At 42.8% G+C, this 16,910-nt stretch carries 19 protein-coding genes and 2 pseudogenes; all 21 read left to right on the top strand.

The window, feature by feature from the left end; genetic code table 11:
• Positions 1–126 precede the first annotated feature (126 nt).
• Positions 127–855, top strand: a complete 729-nt coding sequence (locus tag MOMUL_RS16190) for a thymidylate synthase family protein (protein WP_153018284.1) — start codon at positions 127–129, stop codon at positions 853–855.
• On the top strand, positions 852–1,895 hold the full coding sequence (locus MOMUL_RS15720) for a radical SAM/SPASM domain-containing protein (RefSeq protein WP_084785522.1): 1,044 nt from the start codon (positions 852–854) through the stop codon (positions 1,893–1,895). The genes MOMUL_RS16190 and MOMUL_RS15720 overlap by 4 nt, the downstream gene beginning before the upstream one ends.
• The gene (locus MOMUL_RS06900) at positions 1,892–3,034 is read left to right on the top strand and encodes a uracil-DNA glycosylase family protein (RefSeq protein ID WP_236713029.1); all 1,143 of its coding nucleotides are present in this window, start codon (positions 1,892–1,894) and stop codon (positions 3,032–3,034) included. The genes MOMUL_RS15720 and MOMUL_RS06900 overlap by 4 nt, the downstream gene beginning before the upstream one ends.
• A 210-nt stretch (positions 3,035–3,244) precedes the next feature.
• Complete coding sequence (locus tag MOMUL_RS06895) at positions 3,245–3,805, top strand: HNH endonuclease (protein ID WP_062283265.1); 561 nt, start codon at positions 3,245–3,247, stop codon at positions 3,803–3,805.
• A gap of 32 nt (positions 3,806–3,837) precedes the next feature.
• Positions 3,838–4,176, top strand: a complete 339-nt coding sequence (locus tag MOMUL_RS06890; protein ID WP_062283263.1) for a helix-turn-helix domain-containing protein — start codon at positions 3,838–3,840, stop codon at positions 4,174–4,176.
• Positions 4,098–5,096, top strand: coding sequence for an IS3 family transposase (locus MOMUL_RS16185; protein ID WP_153018283.1), 999 nt, complete (start codon positions 4,098–4,100; stop codon positions 5,094–5,096). The genes MOMUL_RS06890 and MOMUL_RS16185 overlap by 79 nt, the downstream gene beginning before the upstream one ends.
• A gap of 95 nt (positions 5,097–5,191) precedes the next feature.
• Positions 5,192–5,560: a hypothetical protein gene (locus MOMUL_RS06880; protein ID WP_153018282.1), complete on the top strand. Its 369-nt coding sequence runs from the start codon at positions 5,192–5,194 to the stop codon at positions 5,558–5,560.
• Positions 5,561–5,707: 147 nt separating this feature from the next.
• Positions 5,708–5,917: a hypothetical protein gene (locus MOMUL_RS16180; RefSeq protein WP_153018281.1), complete on the top strand. Its 210-nt coding sequence runs from the start codon at positions 5,708–5,710 to the stop codon at positions 5,915–5,917.
• Between the two features lie 93 nt (positions 5,918–6,010).
• The gene (locus MOMUL_RS06875; protein ID WP_062283255.1) at positions 6,011–8,461 is read left to right on the top strand and encodes an SIR2 family protein; all 2,451 of its coding nucleotides are present in this window, start codon (positions 6,011–6,013) and stop codon (positions 8,459–8,461) included.
• Between the two features lie 309 nt (positions 8,462–8,770).
• Positions 8,771–9,232 (top strand): NAD-dependent epimerase/dehydratase family protein, encoded by a 462-nt coding sequence (locus MOMUL_RS06870; RefSeq protein ID WP_062283252.1) that lies wholly within the window; start codon positions 8,771–8,773, stop codon positions 9,230–9,232.
• Between the two features lie 223 nt (positions 9,233–9,455).
• Entirely contained in the window at positions 9,456–10,082 is a 627-nt protein-coding gene (locus MOMUL_RS06865; RefSeq protein WP_161484974.1) for a hypothetical protein, read from the top strand.
• Positions 10,066–10,491, top strand: coding sequence for a hypothetical protein (locus MOMUL_RS06860; RefSeq protein ID WP_062283247.1), 426 nt, complete (start codon positions 10,066–10,068; stop codon positions 10,489–10,491). Before MOMUL_RS06865 ends, MOMUL_RS06860 begins: the two co-directional genes overlap by 17 nt.
• Positions 10,488–11,837, top strand: coding sequence for a hypothetical protein (locus MOMUL_RS06855; RefSeq protein ID WP_062283244.1), 1,350 nt, complete (start codon positions 10,488–10,490; stop codon positions 11,835–11,837). The genes MOMUL_RS06860 and MOMUL_RS06855 overlap by 4 nt, the downstream gene beginning before the upstream one ends.
• Before the next feature lie 13 nt (positions 11,838–11,850).
• Entirely contained in the window at positions 11,851–12,972 is a 1,122-nt protein-coding gene (locus MOMUL_RS16175) for an SIR2 family protein (protein WP_161484973.1), read from the top strand.
• A gap of 96 nt (positions 12,973–13,068) precedes the next feature.
• Entirely contained in the window at positions 13,069–13,332 is a 264-nt protein-coding gene (locus MOMUL_RS06850) for a hypothetical protein (protein ID WP_062283241.1), read from the top strand.
• Positions 13,333–13,441: 109 nt separating this feature from the next.
• Positions 13,442–13,738, top strand: a complete 297-nt coding sequence (locus MOMUL_RS15715; protein ID WP_084785519.1) for a type II toxin-antitoxin system VapC family toxin — start codon at positions 13,442–13,444, stop codon at positions 13,736–13,738.
• Positions 13,739–13,834: 96 nt separating this feature from the next.
• Complete coding sequence (locus MOMUL_RS06845; RefSeq protein ID WP_236713020.1) at positions 13,835–14,170, top strand: GDP-mannose 4,6-dehydratase; 336 nt, start codon at positions 13,835–13,837, stop codon at positions 14,168–14,170.
• Positions 14,171–14,327: 157 nt separating this feature from the next.
• On the top strand, positions 14,328–15,704 hold the full coding sequence (locus MOMUL_RS06840) for an HD domain-containing protein (RefSeq protein ID WP_084785517.1): 1,377 nt from the start codon (positions 14,328–14,330) through the stop codon (positions 15,702–15,704).
• Entirely contained in the window at positions 15,691–16,266 is a 576-nt protein-coding gene (locus MOMUL_RS06835; RefSeq protein WP_062283237.1) for a hypothetical protein, read from the top strand. The genes MOMUL_RS06840 and MOMUL_RS06835 overlap by 14 nt, the downstream gene beginning before the upstream one ends.
• A 3-nt stretch (positions 16,267–16,269) precedes the next feature.
• A pseudogene (locus MOMUL_RS17290) lies at positions 16,270–16,545 on the top strand (polysaccharide biosynthesis protein); the annotation flags it as partial.
• Positions 16,546–16,579: 34 nt separating this feature from the next.
• Positions 16,580–16,857, top strand: a pseudogene (locus MOMUL_RS17835) (NAD-dependent epimerase/dehydratase family protein); the annotation flags it as partial.
• Positions 16,858–16,910 lie beyond the last annotated feature (53 nt).

Below are 16,910 nucleotides of genomic sequence, written 5' to 3'. Positions count from 1 at the left end.
TGACGTCGGACCAACCTATGTTGATCTTCGCAAAGGCACACCAGGTTATCAAGAACCCTTGACCTAATTTTTAGTTCGGGTTCTATGATAACTTCCAAGTCAAATTATACGAGGGGGGTAAGGGCGTTGTTAAATCCTGTGTTAGTTAATGCGGAAAGTTTCCAAGAAGCATGGCTTAAAGGTTCCAGGCTACTCGTTCAGAATAAATGGGAGTTATGGAATCTGATAGTACATATTACAAATCCCAACAGCTTCGATACTATTTTTCACAGATCTGTTTCAAGATTTGCCTTTACCCATAACCTTTTAGATCCCAAAGCAGTGGCCTATACAATTTTTCCTTACAAACTCTACAGGCGGTATAGAACGGCAAGTAATTTATTTCATGTTTATAATAAACCCCATGGTTTTTATGAACGCAAATATGGTAGTAGTAAATATTGGGGCAATTACTTCAGACGAATGACATATTATGAAGGTACCAATGGGGTTATAAATCAACTTGAGAATATAATAAATGCTATTAACAATTCACGTAGAATCCATAAAGCAGCATATACAATCGTAATTCAAAAACCGGGTGGGGAAACTGTTAAACCTTTAGGTGGACCATGCCTTAATTATATTGCGATACAACAAGAACCTTCAACACCAAAAAGATTAAGTTTACTATGTGTTTATCGAAACCATGATTTTCTTGAACGAACTTATGGAAATTATTGGGGTTTATGCGAACTTCTCAAATTCATAGCAGCAGAAATAGAAGCAATTCCTACAGGAATAACATGTATATCATCTCACGCTTTTATTGATTCTCATAAGCGAGATTTTAAAAGATTGGTGGACAGTTTATGATGGCTTTACCTAATCTCCTCAAGGAAATAAAAATCGAGGTAACTCATAAATGTCCGTTAGCTTGTATTCATTGTTCAAGCGACTCTAGCCCATCATGTAATCGTGAAATGGATTTAAATTCATGCCTCAATATAGTACAAGAAGCAAATGATATGGGAGTAAAAAAAATAGTGTTTTCCGGTGGCGAACCATTAATTTGGGAGGGGTTGGAAAAAGTAGTACAAAAAGCATCCCAACATACAAACAAGATAATAGTTTATACATCAGGTAATATCAAAGATAGTTCTACAAAGCTTTATACTCTTAAATTATCTGGTGTTAGTAAGGTTGTGTTTAGTATTTTTGGTGCAAATTCATATACACATGAAGGAATTACTCGTATAAATGGAAGTTTTAATGCAACGATGAAAGCAGTTTCAGCCGCAGTTAATTTAGGGTATCAGACAGAATTCCATTTTGTTCCGTTAAAGGTTAATTACAAAAATCTTTCTGAAATAGCTAGACTAGCGAGGCAAATGGGTGTTTCCCGTATAAGCCTCCTTAGGTTTGTCCCGCAAGGACGAGGTTATATTTTAAGAAAATATGCCTTGAATCGTATACAGAACATCGAACTTAAGCAGATGATAGTTAATCTTAGAAAAAAGGGATTTGACATTAGGACAGGATCACCCTTTAATTTCCTTTTAATTAATGACCAGCCTTCATGTATGGCGGCAAAGGATAGGTTAATAGTAGGGCCTGATTTGCGTATATACCCGTGTGATGCTTTTAAACAGATTAAAGCAGAAGAGCTAGTTGGTACTTTACATTTTTCAACGTTAACTAGATACTCTTTAAAAGAGTGTTGGGAGAACTCCCCATTTCTTAAGGCTGTTAGAGATTACTTAAACAAAGGTTTTGCTGAGCCTTGCCGAAGTTGCACTTCGTTAAATAAATGCCTTTCTGGATGCCTTGCTCAAAAAGTAATTAATAGTGGTAACATGTTAAAACAACCTGATCCAATGTGCTTATATGGAAGGTGGGCAAGCAAGTGGGTATGAGTTTTCTATCTTTCTCTAAAGAAGTTAGACTAGATGATCTTTGTGAAGCAGTTCGCCATTGCACCTTATGTAGCCGTCTTTGCCATCGCACAAAAATCTTTTCTAAATTTAATGGTAATATTTATTCAAAGGTAATGTTTGTTGCTGAGGCCCCCGGACGTCTTGGAGCGGATCGAACTGGAATACCACTTTATGGGGACAAAACAGGGGATAACTTTGAGACATTACTTGGAAATATAGGATGGCGTCGTGAGGATATTTTTATAACGAACGCTGTTTTGTGTAACCCAAGAGAAGAAAACGGTAATAACAGCACTCCAACCCGCGAAGAAATTATAAATTGTATTCCCTATCTTGAAATGACTATTGAACTAATTCAACCAGACGTTATTGTTACATTAGGACAAAAAGCATTAGATGCCCTTAATTTTATTTCACCACATTCTTATAAATTAAAAGAGCAAGTTGGTATTCCTTTTAAGTGGGAAAGAAGACTAGTAGTTCCATTGTACCATCCAGGACCGAGGGCTTTATTACATAGATCCCTTACCAAGCAGCGTTCTGATTTTATCAGGCTTGCGAAAATAGTTCACCCCGTAAAAGGCCTAATTAAACATTCGCTACGAAGAGAAGTAAGCCACTATAATCAAGAAATAATAAGCCCTAAAGCATTACATAAACTTATATTAATGGTTATTCAAACCCTTGGTCAAGTTACCTACTTTAAACTAACAAAACTGTTATACTTTATAGACCTTGAGGCATTGCAACGTTTTGGTCAAACCTTAACAGGCGAAATTTATTTGCGTCAGCAAGAAGGTCCATGGATGCCTTCCTTAAAAAAGGCAATATCATTTATGTCTGAAAAAGAGATTAAAGTTTTTCACCATCGTATCCCTATTGTGAGTCGAGGACCATCACCAAGATTTAGTATCGATTTTAACGAACAGACCCTTGAATTTGTCCTCGAGGTTTTAGACAAATATGGGAACTTAACTAATACAGAAATAAAGACTTTAGCTTACCGAACTGCCCCTATGAAATATATTCTTAAACAAGAAGCTCAAGGAAGGGATATGAGAAAAGTCCCTGTAATTTATAATAACAAAGTATCTTATGAACTCGATGGTTCCTCCTGAAAAACTCAGGGCAAGCCAAAACGTCTCAGGAAACCGGATAATTATTTTACAAAAGAAGGAGTTACCATCCTCTGGAGCGACTCTTTAAGTACGATCAAACAAGAAAACCCAGAAGAAGGAACTCATATGAATAACATTTCAACACTATCTCCTTTTCCTGCAGGGTAATCCCTATGTAACGTAGTTTTGGAGAGGATGGTGTAGGGGGCCGTGTTTAGGTGTATTATTTGTCTAAGAGAGCTAGATAATGCAACTGCCAGTGAGGAGCACATTTTTCCGGAAGCGCTTGGGGGAAACATTACTATCAAAAACGTGTGCCGGGAGTGTAATTCCAAACTTGGCAGATATGTGGACGCTCCCTTAATCAACAATTGGTTGATTGAGGCGAAGCGGATGCTACTTTGTTTGCCGGGAAAGAGTGGAAAGATTCCCAATCCCTTAGAAAAGGGATACATTGCCGGTGATCCGCAACACGAAGTTCGTTATGAATTCGATAGTAACGGCAAACCCAAAAGACTCTATACGGTGCCGAAGGTCATCCGTGAGGAAATCGATACGGGAGAGCGTATACGAATTATCCTGGACAAAAGCGACGAAAATAGACTACCTATTATACTAGAGAAAATCGCTCAGAGGGCGAAAAATAAGAGCTTGAAGATGGAGTTGCTCTCACGGAAGGAAGTACATGTTGAACATCCAACGATGGAACAGAATTTCACATTCAATCTGTGGCTATTTAGCCCCCTAACTACTTTGGACAAAAAGTCTTAAGTCTGCTAGATTAAAAGAAGGGGGCAGCCATAATGGAACGGAAGAAATATCCAGTAGAACAAAAACTAAAGATCGTCCAAGAATGCCTCGAAACCGGAAACTGTGCAGTAGTAGCCAGAAGATATGGTCTATCTTCCAGCATGGTTAACCGGTGGACGAGGAATTATCGCCGCTATGGGGAAGCGGCCTTTACAGGAAATAGCAGCAAAACCCCAAAAGGAAGCCAGGGTATTAATTCCCACCTAAAAGAGCTAAAAGAAACAATAACTGAAAACGAAAAACTAAAGAAGTTATTAGGGGAAAAAGAATTAGAGATAGAGATCTTAAAAGACCTGCTAAAAAAAACCAACCCACATTTACAGATAAAGTAGAGATAGCAAGTAAATGGATTAACCGGGGTTACAGGGTATCCCTCGTCTTACGGATTATTGGTCTCAGCCGTTCCACCTATTACTATTTCCTTAAATCTCATGGAAAAAGGAGATATGGTGGTGGCCGCCCTATCAAGGGTTATTCCTACAACAGGCAACAAGAACCGGTTAGTGATGAACAAATAAAGGCATGGCTAAAGGAGCTAATTGAGGGCGAAGGCTTCGCCTATGGCTATGTCAAGCTGACCATTATCTTAAAACACAAGTATGGTTTGATTATCAACAAAAAGAAGGTTTACCGCCTTTGTAAAGAAATGGGGATATTAAAGCCCCAGCGGCAAATAAAGGTTAAACATCCACGCCGTTTAGCCAGGAACCGGATAGTTACCGGTCCCAACCAACTCTGGGAAACAGATATAAAATACGGCTATATAGCTGGCGAGGGCCGTTTCTTCTATGTTCTTTCCATTATTGACGTCTTTGATCGTTCTATTATCGACTATCATGCAGGTTTAACCTGCGAAGCCAGACATGCCGTCTACACCTTAAAATCAGCGCTATGGAAACGCCGGCTGGATAAAAATGCTACCAAACCGGTTATAAGGACAGATAATGGTCCCCAGTTCACCAGTAATCTTTTTGCGCAAACTTGCAAGGATCTAGGGGTAGAGCATGAGCTTATCCCCTACAAAACGCCCAATAAGAATGCTCATATCGAGTCCTTTCACAGCATCCTGGAGGAGGAATGCCTGGCACGGTACGAATTTAATAGTTTCAGGGAGGCCTATGAGGTGATACATAAGTTTATGGACTACTATAACAATGTCCGTATCCACTCGAAGATAGGTTATTTAACTCCATCGGGATATTATGATGCTTTTCAGCGTAATTTTGTAAAAGCCTTACCAATTTGTGCCTGATGTCCAAAATTAGGGGGTCAGCCCGGTGGGACTGGCAACGGGGCCTGCTCAAAATCGTCTATGAGCTGGCTTGCATGGAGTTGGGGCCAGAGTACTTGGAAGACCCTACCGCGGTGAAATTTCGTGCAATTCTCCGGCCAGAAACCATTAGCCGAGAGCAAGCTTTGCAGCAAGGCCTGAAGGGGACTATCCGCATTCTCGGGGGTGAAAAGCCGCTGCTTTTCCTCGTGGATAATCCAGATTGGATGGTTGGCGGACTACTGGCCACGGGCAGAAGCATTTGCGGTTATGTGAACATCTTTAACATTTTCGAAGGCAGTATTTTGGTCACCGTGGAGCGGGAGAAATACTGGGCGTGCCAGGACAATGGAATCATATGGGTGATAGATGTTCCCAATAAATCGGCCTCCAGGAACACCCTGATGGAACTTGTCAGGGCGTTCACCGCGGAGTCCTTTGAATAGATGGCCTTGGGCGGATATACTATGGCTAGTGCCGTACCAGTTGTACACTAACTGGAAGCCCTGGAGCAGGGCAGCCCCACGGCGGCCTATAACCTTGGCACCGGCCGGGGCTATTCGGTCCTGGAGGTAATCCGGGCGGCGGAAAAGGTGACGGGGAAAAAGGTGCCCTACCGTGTCGGTCCCCGGCGGCCCGGCGACCCGGCGGTGCTGGTAGCCTCGGCAGAAAAAGCTATCGAAGAGTTGGGGTGGCGGCCGCGATATACTAGTTTGGAGGAAATTATCGCCACTGCCTGGAAGTGGTACAGCAACAACCCCGATGGGTTTTTGCCAACTGTAGCCAGATGTCGTAAAGGTTAAAACAATATTATTATGTATTTGCGATACGGGCTATAATTACAAAATAAATTGCGATTGAATACTAACGTTATGTTATTTCAGGAGGCTAACAAGGTGAAATCGGTAATGGAGCCAATTTATAACTTCTTCTTGGAGCCACTTATTCGGTGCTCGCCTATAGTAGCAACAGATGGTACGGGTGACGAACTCTCCTCTCTGAGAGAGGTTAATGATAAATCTTTGTCACAAATTATCGGTCACGCTGTCAAGCTCCATAGGCTCTATGGAGTTGAAGATGCCTACCATGCTCTTTACAACCCTAATTGGAAATTTGTAGATATTCCTCCTAAGACCTTGATGCAATATTACTATTTCCTAACGGTTATTAACATAGAAAGATACGACCTGGAAGAAATGAGAAAGTACCTTGGTAAATTAAATGATTATTTAAAGGATATAGAAAAATTGGAGGATGAATGGCATCGGCGCATCCATTTGTTAAAGGTTATGGCGGCAACTCTGCGAAAAGCTGAAGGGTGGGCGGAGCAGGTACTACCGTTGTTTGAAGGAGCTCTCCATTCGGAACCCTGGTTTAATTTTGCCCTTTATTTCGGAAGCATGGCCAGGGAACAGGAGCTTTATGACGAAGCTGATACGCTTTTAAAAAAGGCGTTATCCCTTGCGCCAACTGAACTTGAAAGGGCCATTGTCTGGTGTAACCTGGGAGCCCTGTCCTTTGCCCGGGATGACTGGCAAACCGCACTTAAACATTATAAGGCTGCTGACGCCATTTTAGACGAGCTGGTGGAAAATATTCCGGATAGGGAGTTAGCCCTTTATCGCCAGGAAGTCAAGAGAAATATACTGGTTGTTCAAAACCTACTATTAATGAGTAGAGATGAATTCCAAATAACGGGAAGGCTGCCACGATTAGCGGAAGGGGAAATGGCCCTGGCCAATAAATGGGAAGATATTGCCCTAGGTTATGTAAGGAATGAGGTATATGAGGAGAACCTTGCAACGCGCAATTCTATCCGGTTTTCCAACAATCTTTATGAGGCTATTCGTTACTTCAATCGTAGCGAGGCTGCCAATGCGCTGCTGGGCAATGTTTTAGCGAATAGAACACTCTTTGACCGTGAGGTCAAAGCATTTATCAACGCAGGTTACGTAACCAACGATCGCAGGTTACTCCAGATTGCTCTTCAACAGGCCGTGGAAATTAATGAAACAAAGGCTATCAAGGGGCTAATTGGTGACACTATACCGGATGTTTTCAATAATCCTATGCCGGCGATTAAAAAAAGATTGCATGCAGGGGTTATTTTGGCCAAACAGGAGGTTCAGGATGAGAGCCTCATCTCAATGAGTTCAGACTTGCCGGCAAGGATACGTTTTATTCATGGTAACCGGTTAGTAACGTTAAACGACTGCCGGCTCCTTACACAGAATGCTGGAACTATTTATTTTCAATCTGACGACCAAAGATCCGAAGAACTAGACGGAGATGCCCTGGAGCTTACAGCATATTATTTATCTAACGTAGTTTCCAGACGGTTTGAAAAAGTGGTCTTCGTCATTGGTGCCGGCGCTTCGGCGGAGCAGCTTCCGCTAGGACAAGATTTATTAACCGAACTCCTTAATGAGGGCAACTCTAGTGACGATCTGGATCGTTTTTTAAAAACAGTTTTCAGGATCGACCCATCCTTACCGGCCTGCAGCAGACCAACGATTAATGAAGTATTGAACCTTATTGAGATCGCTTTAGAAAAAGATGAAGCCTTAACGCCAACCTATAAACCGGACTTATTAAGGGAATTAAAAAGAACAATCATAACTAGGTTGCTACAACTTTTTACTGATCTTACGACTCCAATAGATAGTAGAAATAGCTATGTGCAGTTGGTTAAAAACATGGTCAAGATGTTGACAACAGGTGCCTTGGAAGAGGTAGGTTTTATTACCCTTAACTATGATCCTTTTTTAGACCAGGCTTTGATAGAGGCAGTGGGGGAGGAAAATATAAACTATGGCATACAACTAGAACCTTGGGGAGGATGCGAACGAAGGGCGATAAACGTATCCCGGGAAAAGCTGCGTAAACCTATACAGTTGGTGAAATTTCATGGCTCCATGGATTGGATGTTCTGCCCCTATTGCCACAAAATATATCGAATTTCTACCGGGCGAGCTCTTTCCCAGGATATGCCACAATGCTCCAGTGATGGAACACCCCTTAGTTGGTTTCTTTACCCGCCTATGCGTGAAAAATATTTCATGCCTGAAGCATGGTTGCACCTACATATGCAAGCTGAAGAACTGCTGCGCAAAGCGGACCGGGTCATCTTTATAGGGTATTCTCTCTCTGATGAGGATGCCTATTTTCGCTACAGGGTTAAACGAAGTCTTTACCGGGTTGAAAACCCCGTAGATATTGTTGTGGTAGACAAAACCCTAAAGGAAGAAAAACGCCCAACGAGCATCGAGAAGAACTATTGGCATTTCTTTGGCCCAATAGACTACCGGCCAGTAGGATTTCAAGCATTCTCACTTGCACCATTTTAGAAGACATCCTGGGCCGGGAGCCGGTCCGGGTCGACCTGGCGGCCATCTTAAGTTATTCGGAGGTGATTTAAGATGAAAATTATGCCCAAGATGTAAAGGTTTGGCTTACGAAACACATATTTTGGTATTTATTATTGCCTTGAATGTGGTTGGGAAGAGCCATTAATATCTTATAGGGGAAGAGGTTAAAAAGTTAAAAGAAGCACTAAATATACATACCCAGCAACATACTCTTAGCCGTTAAAACCCCTGCAATCGGAAAAGAAGGCTTTGAGCGGCTTGGTGGTCCAGTAAATCAAATTACGGACCATGATACCCGACGCTGAAAAGGATACCGGCCCTCTGCTGTACGCCACCCACCTCATCATCCTGGCTACCCGGACGGCGGTAGGCAAGAGACCTTATTTAAGTGTCTTCGGTACAGACTATCCCACCCCCGACGGCACCTGCATCCGGGACTACATCCACGTCGAGGACCTGGCGGCAGCCCACGTCCTGGCCCTGGAAGCCCTGGAGCAGGGCAGCCCCACGGCGGCATATAACCTTGGTAGCGGCCGGGGCTATTCGGTACTGGAGGTAATAAAAGCGCCGGAAAAGGTGACGGGGAAAAAGGTACCCTACCGTGTAGGTCCCCGGCGGCCCGGCGACCCGGCGGTGCCGGTAGCCTCGGCAGAAAAAGCCATGGCGGAGTTAGGGTGGCGGCCGCGGTATACCGAACTGGAGGACATCATTGCTACTGCCTGGCACTGTTACCGCCGCAGGCCGCGGTGATTTAAAGGTTGAGTTATACGAGGGTCATAGGGGAACAGATGCGGCATAAAGAAGAAAAAACTTATAGCTTGCACTGGTACACGATCTTAATTAAAATACTTTGTAAAGTCATGGGAAGGGACACACGGTTTTCCTTGCGTCCACACCGCCATGAATACTACAGGGAGGGAATCTATCGCCTTTTGCAAGAGGAATTTCGTGCTAGAATATGTCGAAAAGCCCGTTGACGGAGGCAGGTGACCATGCTTTGTCTAGGCTTATAGGGAAGGACCTTTTATTACTTTTACTGTATGCTCCCGGAAAAACAGGGGAGTATTGTGAAAAGATTGAGGGGCGGACTTTACTACAAAAAATGGTATTCCTGTTTGAAAAAGAGGTTTATAAAAAGTTTAGATACGACCAGTTAATTGAGGAAAAGGATCTTCCAAATTTTAAAGCGTACTATTATGGGCCGTTTTCTAAGCAGGTGTTTGACGATCTTGATTTCCTTATAAGATTAGGTTTTATAGAGGCTACTATTAGCAATGAGGAAGTAGAAGAGGGAGAAGAGGATGAGTATCAACTGTGGGAAGAACAGACCGGCCTGGAAGAAGATTTAGGAATTGAAGATGGTCTTTTTGAGTTCAAAAAGGAAGCCTATACGTTAACTAAAATAGGACGCGCTTTTGTCGAACAAGAACTCTGGCCACAACTTAGTGAAAATCAACAACAAGCCCTTGCTAGTTTCAAAAGAAATTGTACCGAAGTAAACCTTAAAGCTATTTTACGATATGTATATCAGAGATATCCGGAGACTACCGAGAATTCAAAGATCAAGGGTGAAGTGCTTGGTAATGCCTACCCATATTAATTTTAATACCGAAGATGAAATGATAGAAGCGGCAAGCGATGTATTCTCTGCCATGGGTATTCCTTGTTATGTGGCTGTGCCGTGTTTTTCACGGTGCATCGACATGGTTGCGTTAATTAAGAATAATATTGTAGCTATAGAGTTTAAATTACACGACTGGCGGCGAGGTTTGGCGCAGGCAGAGCATCACCTGATTGCTGTTGATAATTCTTTTGTGTGCCTTCCCCCAAGGCAGGTGACAGAACTGATGAGAAAAACGTTTGAGCAGTCTGAAGTAGGGTTACTTATGTTTGATATTAATGCTAGCGAACCTTTTCAACAAGTTTTTCCGGCTAAAAATTCCAGCCGTAAATGGTCCATTGGCGAAAAGTGGTTACGTGAAACTTTAGGAATCGAGGGTCAGAGATGAATGGGAATTCAAGTCTAAATTCAACCCAGTGGCATATGGTAAGATTTGGAACGCATGGCGAAGCTAGATACTTATCTGGAGACTTTCTAAATACATACGATGTGCTTATAGTTAATGGTAACATGGCTGCTTTTACTGCCGGTGCCATGGCTGAATTTATTGCTGAACGTGCTGCTAATAAACTTTACATTATTGATCCTCAGACCCACGCTTTTCAGCATCACCTCAAATATATTAAATCGCCTAAAACGGGCGAGGTTAAGACTTCAATAGATAGATTGCTAAGCTTCTATGGTGAACCCTTTAAAAGCAGTATTCAGGCCAATAGGCCGGTTTCTTCGGGTGATTTTTCAGATGATTCTCTGTTAACCTCCGTTGTGGAGAGAGTAATTGCTTTCCAGAAAACAGTTTTTGCTACCCAGGAAGGTGATTGGTCAAAATACTATAATTTCCTTAAAATTAAAGTTTTACAGCCTCGTGCGGTAGTAGCCCCATATTTTTTTATGGACGAATTAACAGCTATGAAATGGTTGGAAATTAACACCAAAGCAGCCGCAATAGCCAAAGATAAGTTTCCAGAAGAAACTATTATCATGCAGCTAGTTATAGATAAGGGGGTTCTTCTTAATTCTGAACTTCTAGAGGAGATCATTGACAGGGTTTTAGATACCCCGGCAGATGTAGTAGCAATATGGATAGACGAGTTCGACGAAACTGCTGCGACTATAACTGAACTTCTAGCATACAGGAAAATGCTTCAAAAGTTAGGTACGAGAAAACCTATAATTATACTATACGGTTCTTTTTTCTCAGTTGCTCTAATGAAAACTATGCCAGAATTGAACATTATAGGAGTTTGTCATAGTCTGGAGTATGGAGAACACCGCCCGGTAATACCTGTAGGAGGAGGCCTTCCGGTATCTAAGTTTTATTACCCTTCGTTACATATACGCATTCCTTATGTGGATGTACTTAGTTTAGTAAGACCCTATCTGGACAGTATGGAAAGATACCTTCAAAATGTTTGTGACTGTAATACCTGTAAAGCAGTTATGAGAGATGCCAATGACCTCGAGGAAGGTTTTTCTAAATATGGAGAAGGCCAAGAACATCCGGTTAAATTTAGGAGACGACATCAGGTTGTAACTATTAGTTTTCCTACTCCTGAAGCCAGGGCTCTATGTGTTCAACATTATATGTGGTGTAAAGAGAATGAATATAAAGAACAACTTAGGAATGCCTCTGAGGTCGCTGAACGGTTGGAAAAAGCTGCTAAAGAATGTAGTATAGTAGGAAATTCGTTTACCGGGCATTGCCTGCGATGGGCTAAGGTACTCCGGGGGTAGGATGGGGGGCAGGATGAGTAAGACAAAAAGAAATAGTTACGAATTAGTAATTGTGACGGGCGCCGGATTTTCCTTTCCGGCGGGTGTTCCGACCCAAGGCCAACTCCTGTATGAAATAGAGAAGTTTGAACCTGATACAATGCAGCCTGGAGGTTTAAGATTCCTTGAGGCAAAAGAAGTTGTTAATGATTTTCTAAAGACCATCTTTTTAAGAAACTATGAAAAACAGGGTCGGCAAGATGACGATTTTGCCAGGAAGCTGGGGGTTATTCAACTTGAAGACATTTATTCATTACTAGATCGGGCCATTATTGAAGGTGACGTTATTCCACCATTTTCCGAAACTGATCTTCATAAAATTAGAACTTCCCTGGACGCATGTATTATTTACTATATGAATTGTATCCAAGCAAATATAACTCACAAAAAACGCCCTCTTTATGAACAATTATATCAGCAATTTATGTTGCGTTATAGTACAAATTGGCTTACAATAACAACTAATTGGGATACTGTTTGGGATGACGTGCTAATATCGGCTTGCAGGGAAAAAGATTTTTTAGTGGATTATGGGCCAAACATTTACTGGATAGGTCCTGATAGCAAGGGAGGGAAACCTGAACCCAATCGTTTGGGACCAAGGTTGCTGAAACTCCATGGCTCTTTTAATTGGCTTGCATGTCCTCAATGTCATAGCATATTTGTATGGCCAACAAAAGAGCTGGGATTACGAGGTGTTTTTGATCCAGTTCGTTGTCCACGATGTTATTCTGGTTCAGCTCAAGGCCTTGAACCACGCCTTAGGCCACTTTTTTTAACACCTTCATTGCTTAAGACAGTGAGAAATCCTACCTTACGTATAATCTGGGATGAAGCTTTTTGCGCATTGAGCACAACCAAAGAAGTAATATTTATTGGGTATTCGTTACCAATTGCTGATCATGAACTCAGATATTTATTGCGGCGAGGTATTTCCCGCAATACTAAAGTCAAAGTAATTCTACATAAAAATGACTGCCCAGCAAGGCATGATAAAAATATTCAGTTATATGCCGAATATCGTTACAAGAGCTTACTGGGTCTCTCTGATGATGATTTTTATTATGGAGGGTTTGAAAGCTTTTTTCATTTGTAAGATCACCTCCTCCTGACCTTGGATGTGATTCATTATGGAATTTAGTTCTGGAGAAGGCGTTTTTGGGGTATATCTCGAGCCTTAGGAGTGATGGCATTGCTACAGGTTAAGAGAAGAGTAGAGCCAGGCGGAAGAATTACCATTGGAGAAGTATTGAAAATGGCCAAAATTAAACCTGGTGATTGGGTAGAGATTATCCCGGGTACGAACAAGATAACCATTAAGCTGACTAAACGTAGTAAATCAAAAGGTGCTGTCCTGGCGGCTGCAGGTATCTTAAAGAACCATCCTCAATTGGTTGAGGAGATGTTACGCATCAGGGAGGATGAAGATGATCGATCAGGGGTCGTACCCGAATAAATATGTGGTCGATACTAACATAATTATTTATACACTGGCAGGAGTAAAAGCAGCAGTTTGGGCAATGAAGAAACTAGAAGACGACGATATATAAGTCTATTATTCAACAATAGTCGAGGCAGAGCTGTTTTCATTCCATGAACTAGCTCTTGAACAAAAATCAAAGATAAGAGGTATTCTGGATATAGGAGAAATAGTGGATGTTGATTCTAAGGTCGCTCTTAAAGCCGCCGAATTACGCGCCCTTAGTAAAAAGGATTATAATCGTAAGCTAAAATTACCAGATGCCATCGTTGCAGCTACAGCCTTATTATTATCGGCTGTTTTAGTCACACGGAATGTTGAAGATTTCAAACATCTTCGCAGGCATGGTCTACATTTATACAATCCTTTTGAACAAAGATAATAGTTAACGGCAGACGGCCTTATTTGAGGGTATCCGTTTGAGCTTCTACATCCTTACGTTATTTCAACGCCGCTGGGTCGTCGCCGGCAGGGGATATTGGGGACGGCGGTGCGGGACTACATCCACGTCGAGGACCTGGCGGCAGCCCACGTCCTGGCCCTGGAAGCCCTGGAGCAGTGCAGCCCTACGGCGGCATATAACCTTGGTAGCGGCCGGGGCTATTCGGTTCTGGAGGTAATAAAAGCGGCAGAAAAGGTAACGGGGCAGAAAGTACCTTACCGTTTCGGTCCCCGGCGGCCCGGCGACCCGGCGGTGTTGGTAGCCGACGCCGGGAAGGTCCGCGAGCGTCTCGGCTGGGTCCCCGCTTATGACGACCTGGAGCGCATTATTTATTCCGCCTGGCAGTGGGAAAGGAAGAGGAGCGGTCATTAAGGCATACGCTGAGCTTTAATACAGGGATTTCGCAACCTGATCCTTTGAGACTGCCGGCAAATCTTTATCCAGTAAAAATTAATTAGGTGAAGTAGGAGGAAAAAGGCTATTTATATCGAACATATATTCTAATAGTTTGGGGGAGGGGTGGAGGCTGATGCGTGAAGTTCGCGACCCTGTTCATGGTTTTATCCATCGCACCCGCGAAGAAGAGGAAATTATTGATACACCTGTTTTTCAGCGCCTTCGCCGCATTAAGCAGCTTGCCATGGCGTCGCTCGTTTATCCAGGGGCTTTACACACGCGATTTGAGCATTCGTTAGGAGTAATGCATTTAACTAGAAGAATGGTTGAGAAACTCCTGCCCCGTGAAGACCCCCGGGATAAACTTCTTTTAGAACTAGCGGCCCTGTTACATGACCTGGGTCATGGGCCTTTTTCTCATGTTTCCGAAGAAGTTTTAGAAAAGTATTATGATCGTGATAAAGTAAAGCTTGCTCCTCACGAAAAGATCCATGAACGTGTTACAGGAGGTTTAATCAAGCATAGTGAACATTTGGCTCCCTTAATCAGTGAGAGTGACAGAAATAGAATAGTGAATATATTATCTGGTCAATGGGGCGACCAGGTGCTCAAAGATATTTTATCCGGCCCTATTGATGCAGATAAACAGGATTATCTTTTACGTGACAGCTATTATTGTGGAGTTAAATATGGTATTTTTGATATTGATCGCTTGGTTGACGTCCTGCAGGTATTAGAAGACAGAACTACCAAGGTATTGGCGGTTGATGTAGATGGCGTACATACTCTTGAACAATTCGTACTCGCCAAGTATTATATGACTACCCAGGTTTATCGCCATAAGATACGCTTAATAACTGATAATATGATTGTACGGGCAATAATGCTTGGTATTGAGGAAGATAAAATTGAGCCGCTAATACGTCTGTATACTTTTGATGATTCCATTGATTTTTATCAAGAATGGATTAAATGGGATGATGAAGTACTTTTTGCTACCATATGTTCCCGGCAAATTAAAGACGGCTATGCTAAAAAAATTTTTCAAAGCTTGAGGGAACGATCTTTACATAAACGTATCTTCCATAAAAAGTTGAGTGAAGCATTTACTTCTATCGCCAGGCAGGAATTGTCCGAAAACTTTTCTATGTACGCTAAAGATATCGAAACCAGGGTTGCTAATTTATTGGATATTGATCCCAATCTGGTAATAGCCCATACCTATTCTACAAAATCTGTCCGCGATCAATCCCGCAATTCTGAAGGGCCTATTATGATTTTTCGGGCCGATATGCCTATCCCCTTTGAACAGGAGTCTGTGTTGTTTAGATCTATTAATGAAGCCGAGAAGGATGAGTATATTGATATTTATGCCCCAGTCACTTTTCATGATGAAGCCGATAAACGGAAAAAACTAAGATATTACGATGAAACTGTAGAAGATATAGTTAATAGCGTGGTAGTAAATGTAAATGCTGCCAGTGGAGGAGATAATAATGGACAAAATTAAAGGGATGAGATTGTCGGATATTGTTCTGCTCATGTTACAAGCTAATGGCGGGAGCTTAAGGGGAAAAACCTTGGCTCAAAAAAGGGCTTATTTTCTTAACCAATTTTTACAGTTAGGCATACCGTTTGTGCCTCATTATTATGGGCCTTACTCTGCAGAACTTGACTATGCAATTGAAAGGTGCAAGGCTTTGGGATTTATTGAGGAAAAGAGCATGCACTTTGGGGTAAAAAAGCAAGGCTTTGAAATACGGCGTTATGATTACAATCTTACGCCTGACGGCATGGAAGTAGTAAACAACTTATTGCAGCGTTATCCGTCAGAATGCCAGAAGATAATTGATGTACTACAAAATATTTCTCATACAGACAAAGATGATTATATGATTCTATCTATCGCTGCCAAGGCCCTGCATATTCTCCAGACTGAGGGGCGGCCTATGACAGAGAAGGAAATTATCAATGAGGCAAGACAATTTGGCTGGGAAATATCGGAACAAGCTATAGATAATGCCGCAGAAGTGCTGGTAAAATTAGGCCTTGTAAAAAAGGATGAAAGTTGAGCTGCCGTTAATCCCACCAGCATCATGGGGGCGTCCAAGCGGGTGGCCGAGATGGTGGTCCAGGAAATGGCCCGGCGGAGCAAAACCCGTTTCGCCGCCGTGCGTTTCGGCAACGTTTTAGACAGCCGGGGCAGCGTCGTGCCCCTTTTCCAGCGCCAGATTGCCGCCGGCGGGCCGGTGACGGTGTCCCACCCGGAAATGACCCGTAACTTTATGACCATCCCCGAGGCAGTGCAGCTGGTCATCCAGGTCGGTGCCCTGGTCCGGGGCGGGGAGATCTTGCGGGACAAGGCTTCATTAGGAGGGAATTTTCATGCACAAAGTACTGGTCACCGGCGGGGCGGGATATATTGGCAGTCATGTAGTGAAGGCCTTGGGGGAGAGGGGTTACCAGGTGCTAACCTACCCTGGTAACGGGCCACTCCTGGGCGGTTTTATCCGGCGACCTGGTGGTGGGCGATCTCCTGGACGCCAAAAAGCTGGAGGAAGTTTATACGGGACTTCCGGCCAGATGTCGTAATGCACTTTGCCGCTCATATTGTCATCCCCGAGCCGGTAGCCCGGCCTCTGAAGTATTACATTAACAATGTGTAGGGCTCCCGTATGGTGCTGGAAGCAGAAAAGACCCGCATTAAGCGAGGCGA

Source organism: Moorella mulderi DSM 14980, from assembly GCF_001594015.1.
Classification (GTDB): Bacteria; Bacillota; DSM-521; order Neomoorellales; family Neomoorellaceae; genus Neomoorella; species Neomoorella mulderi.
This window is presented reverse-complemented; position numbering and strand designations above follow the sequence as displayed.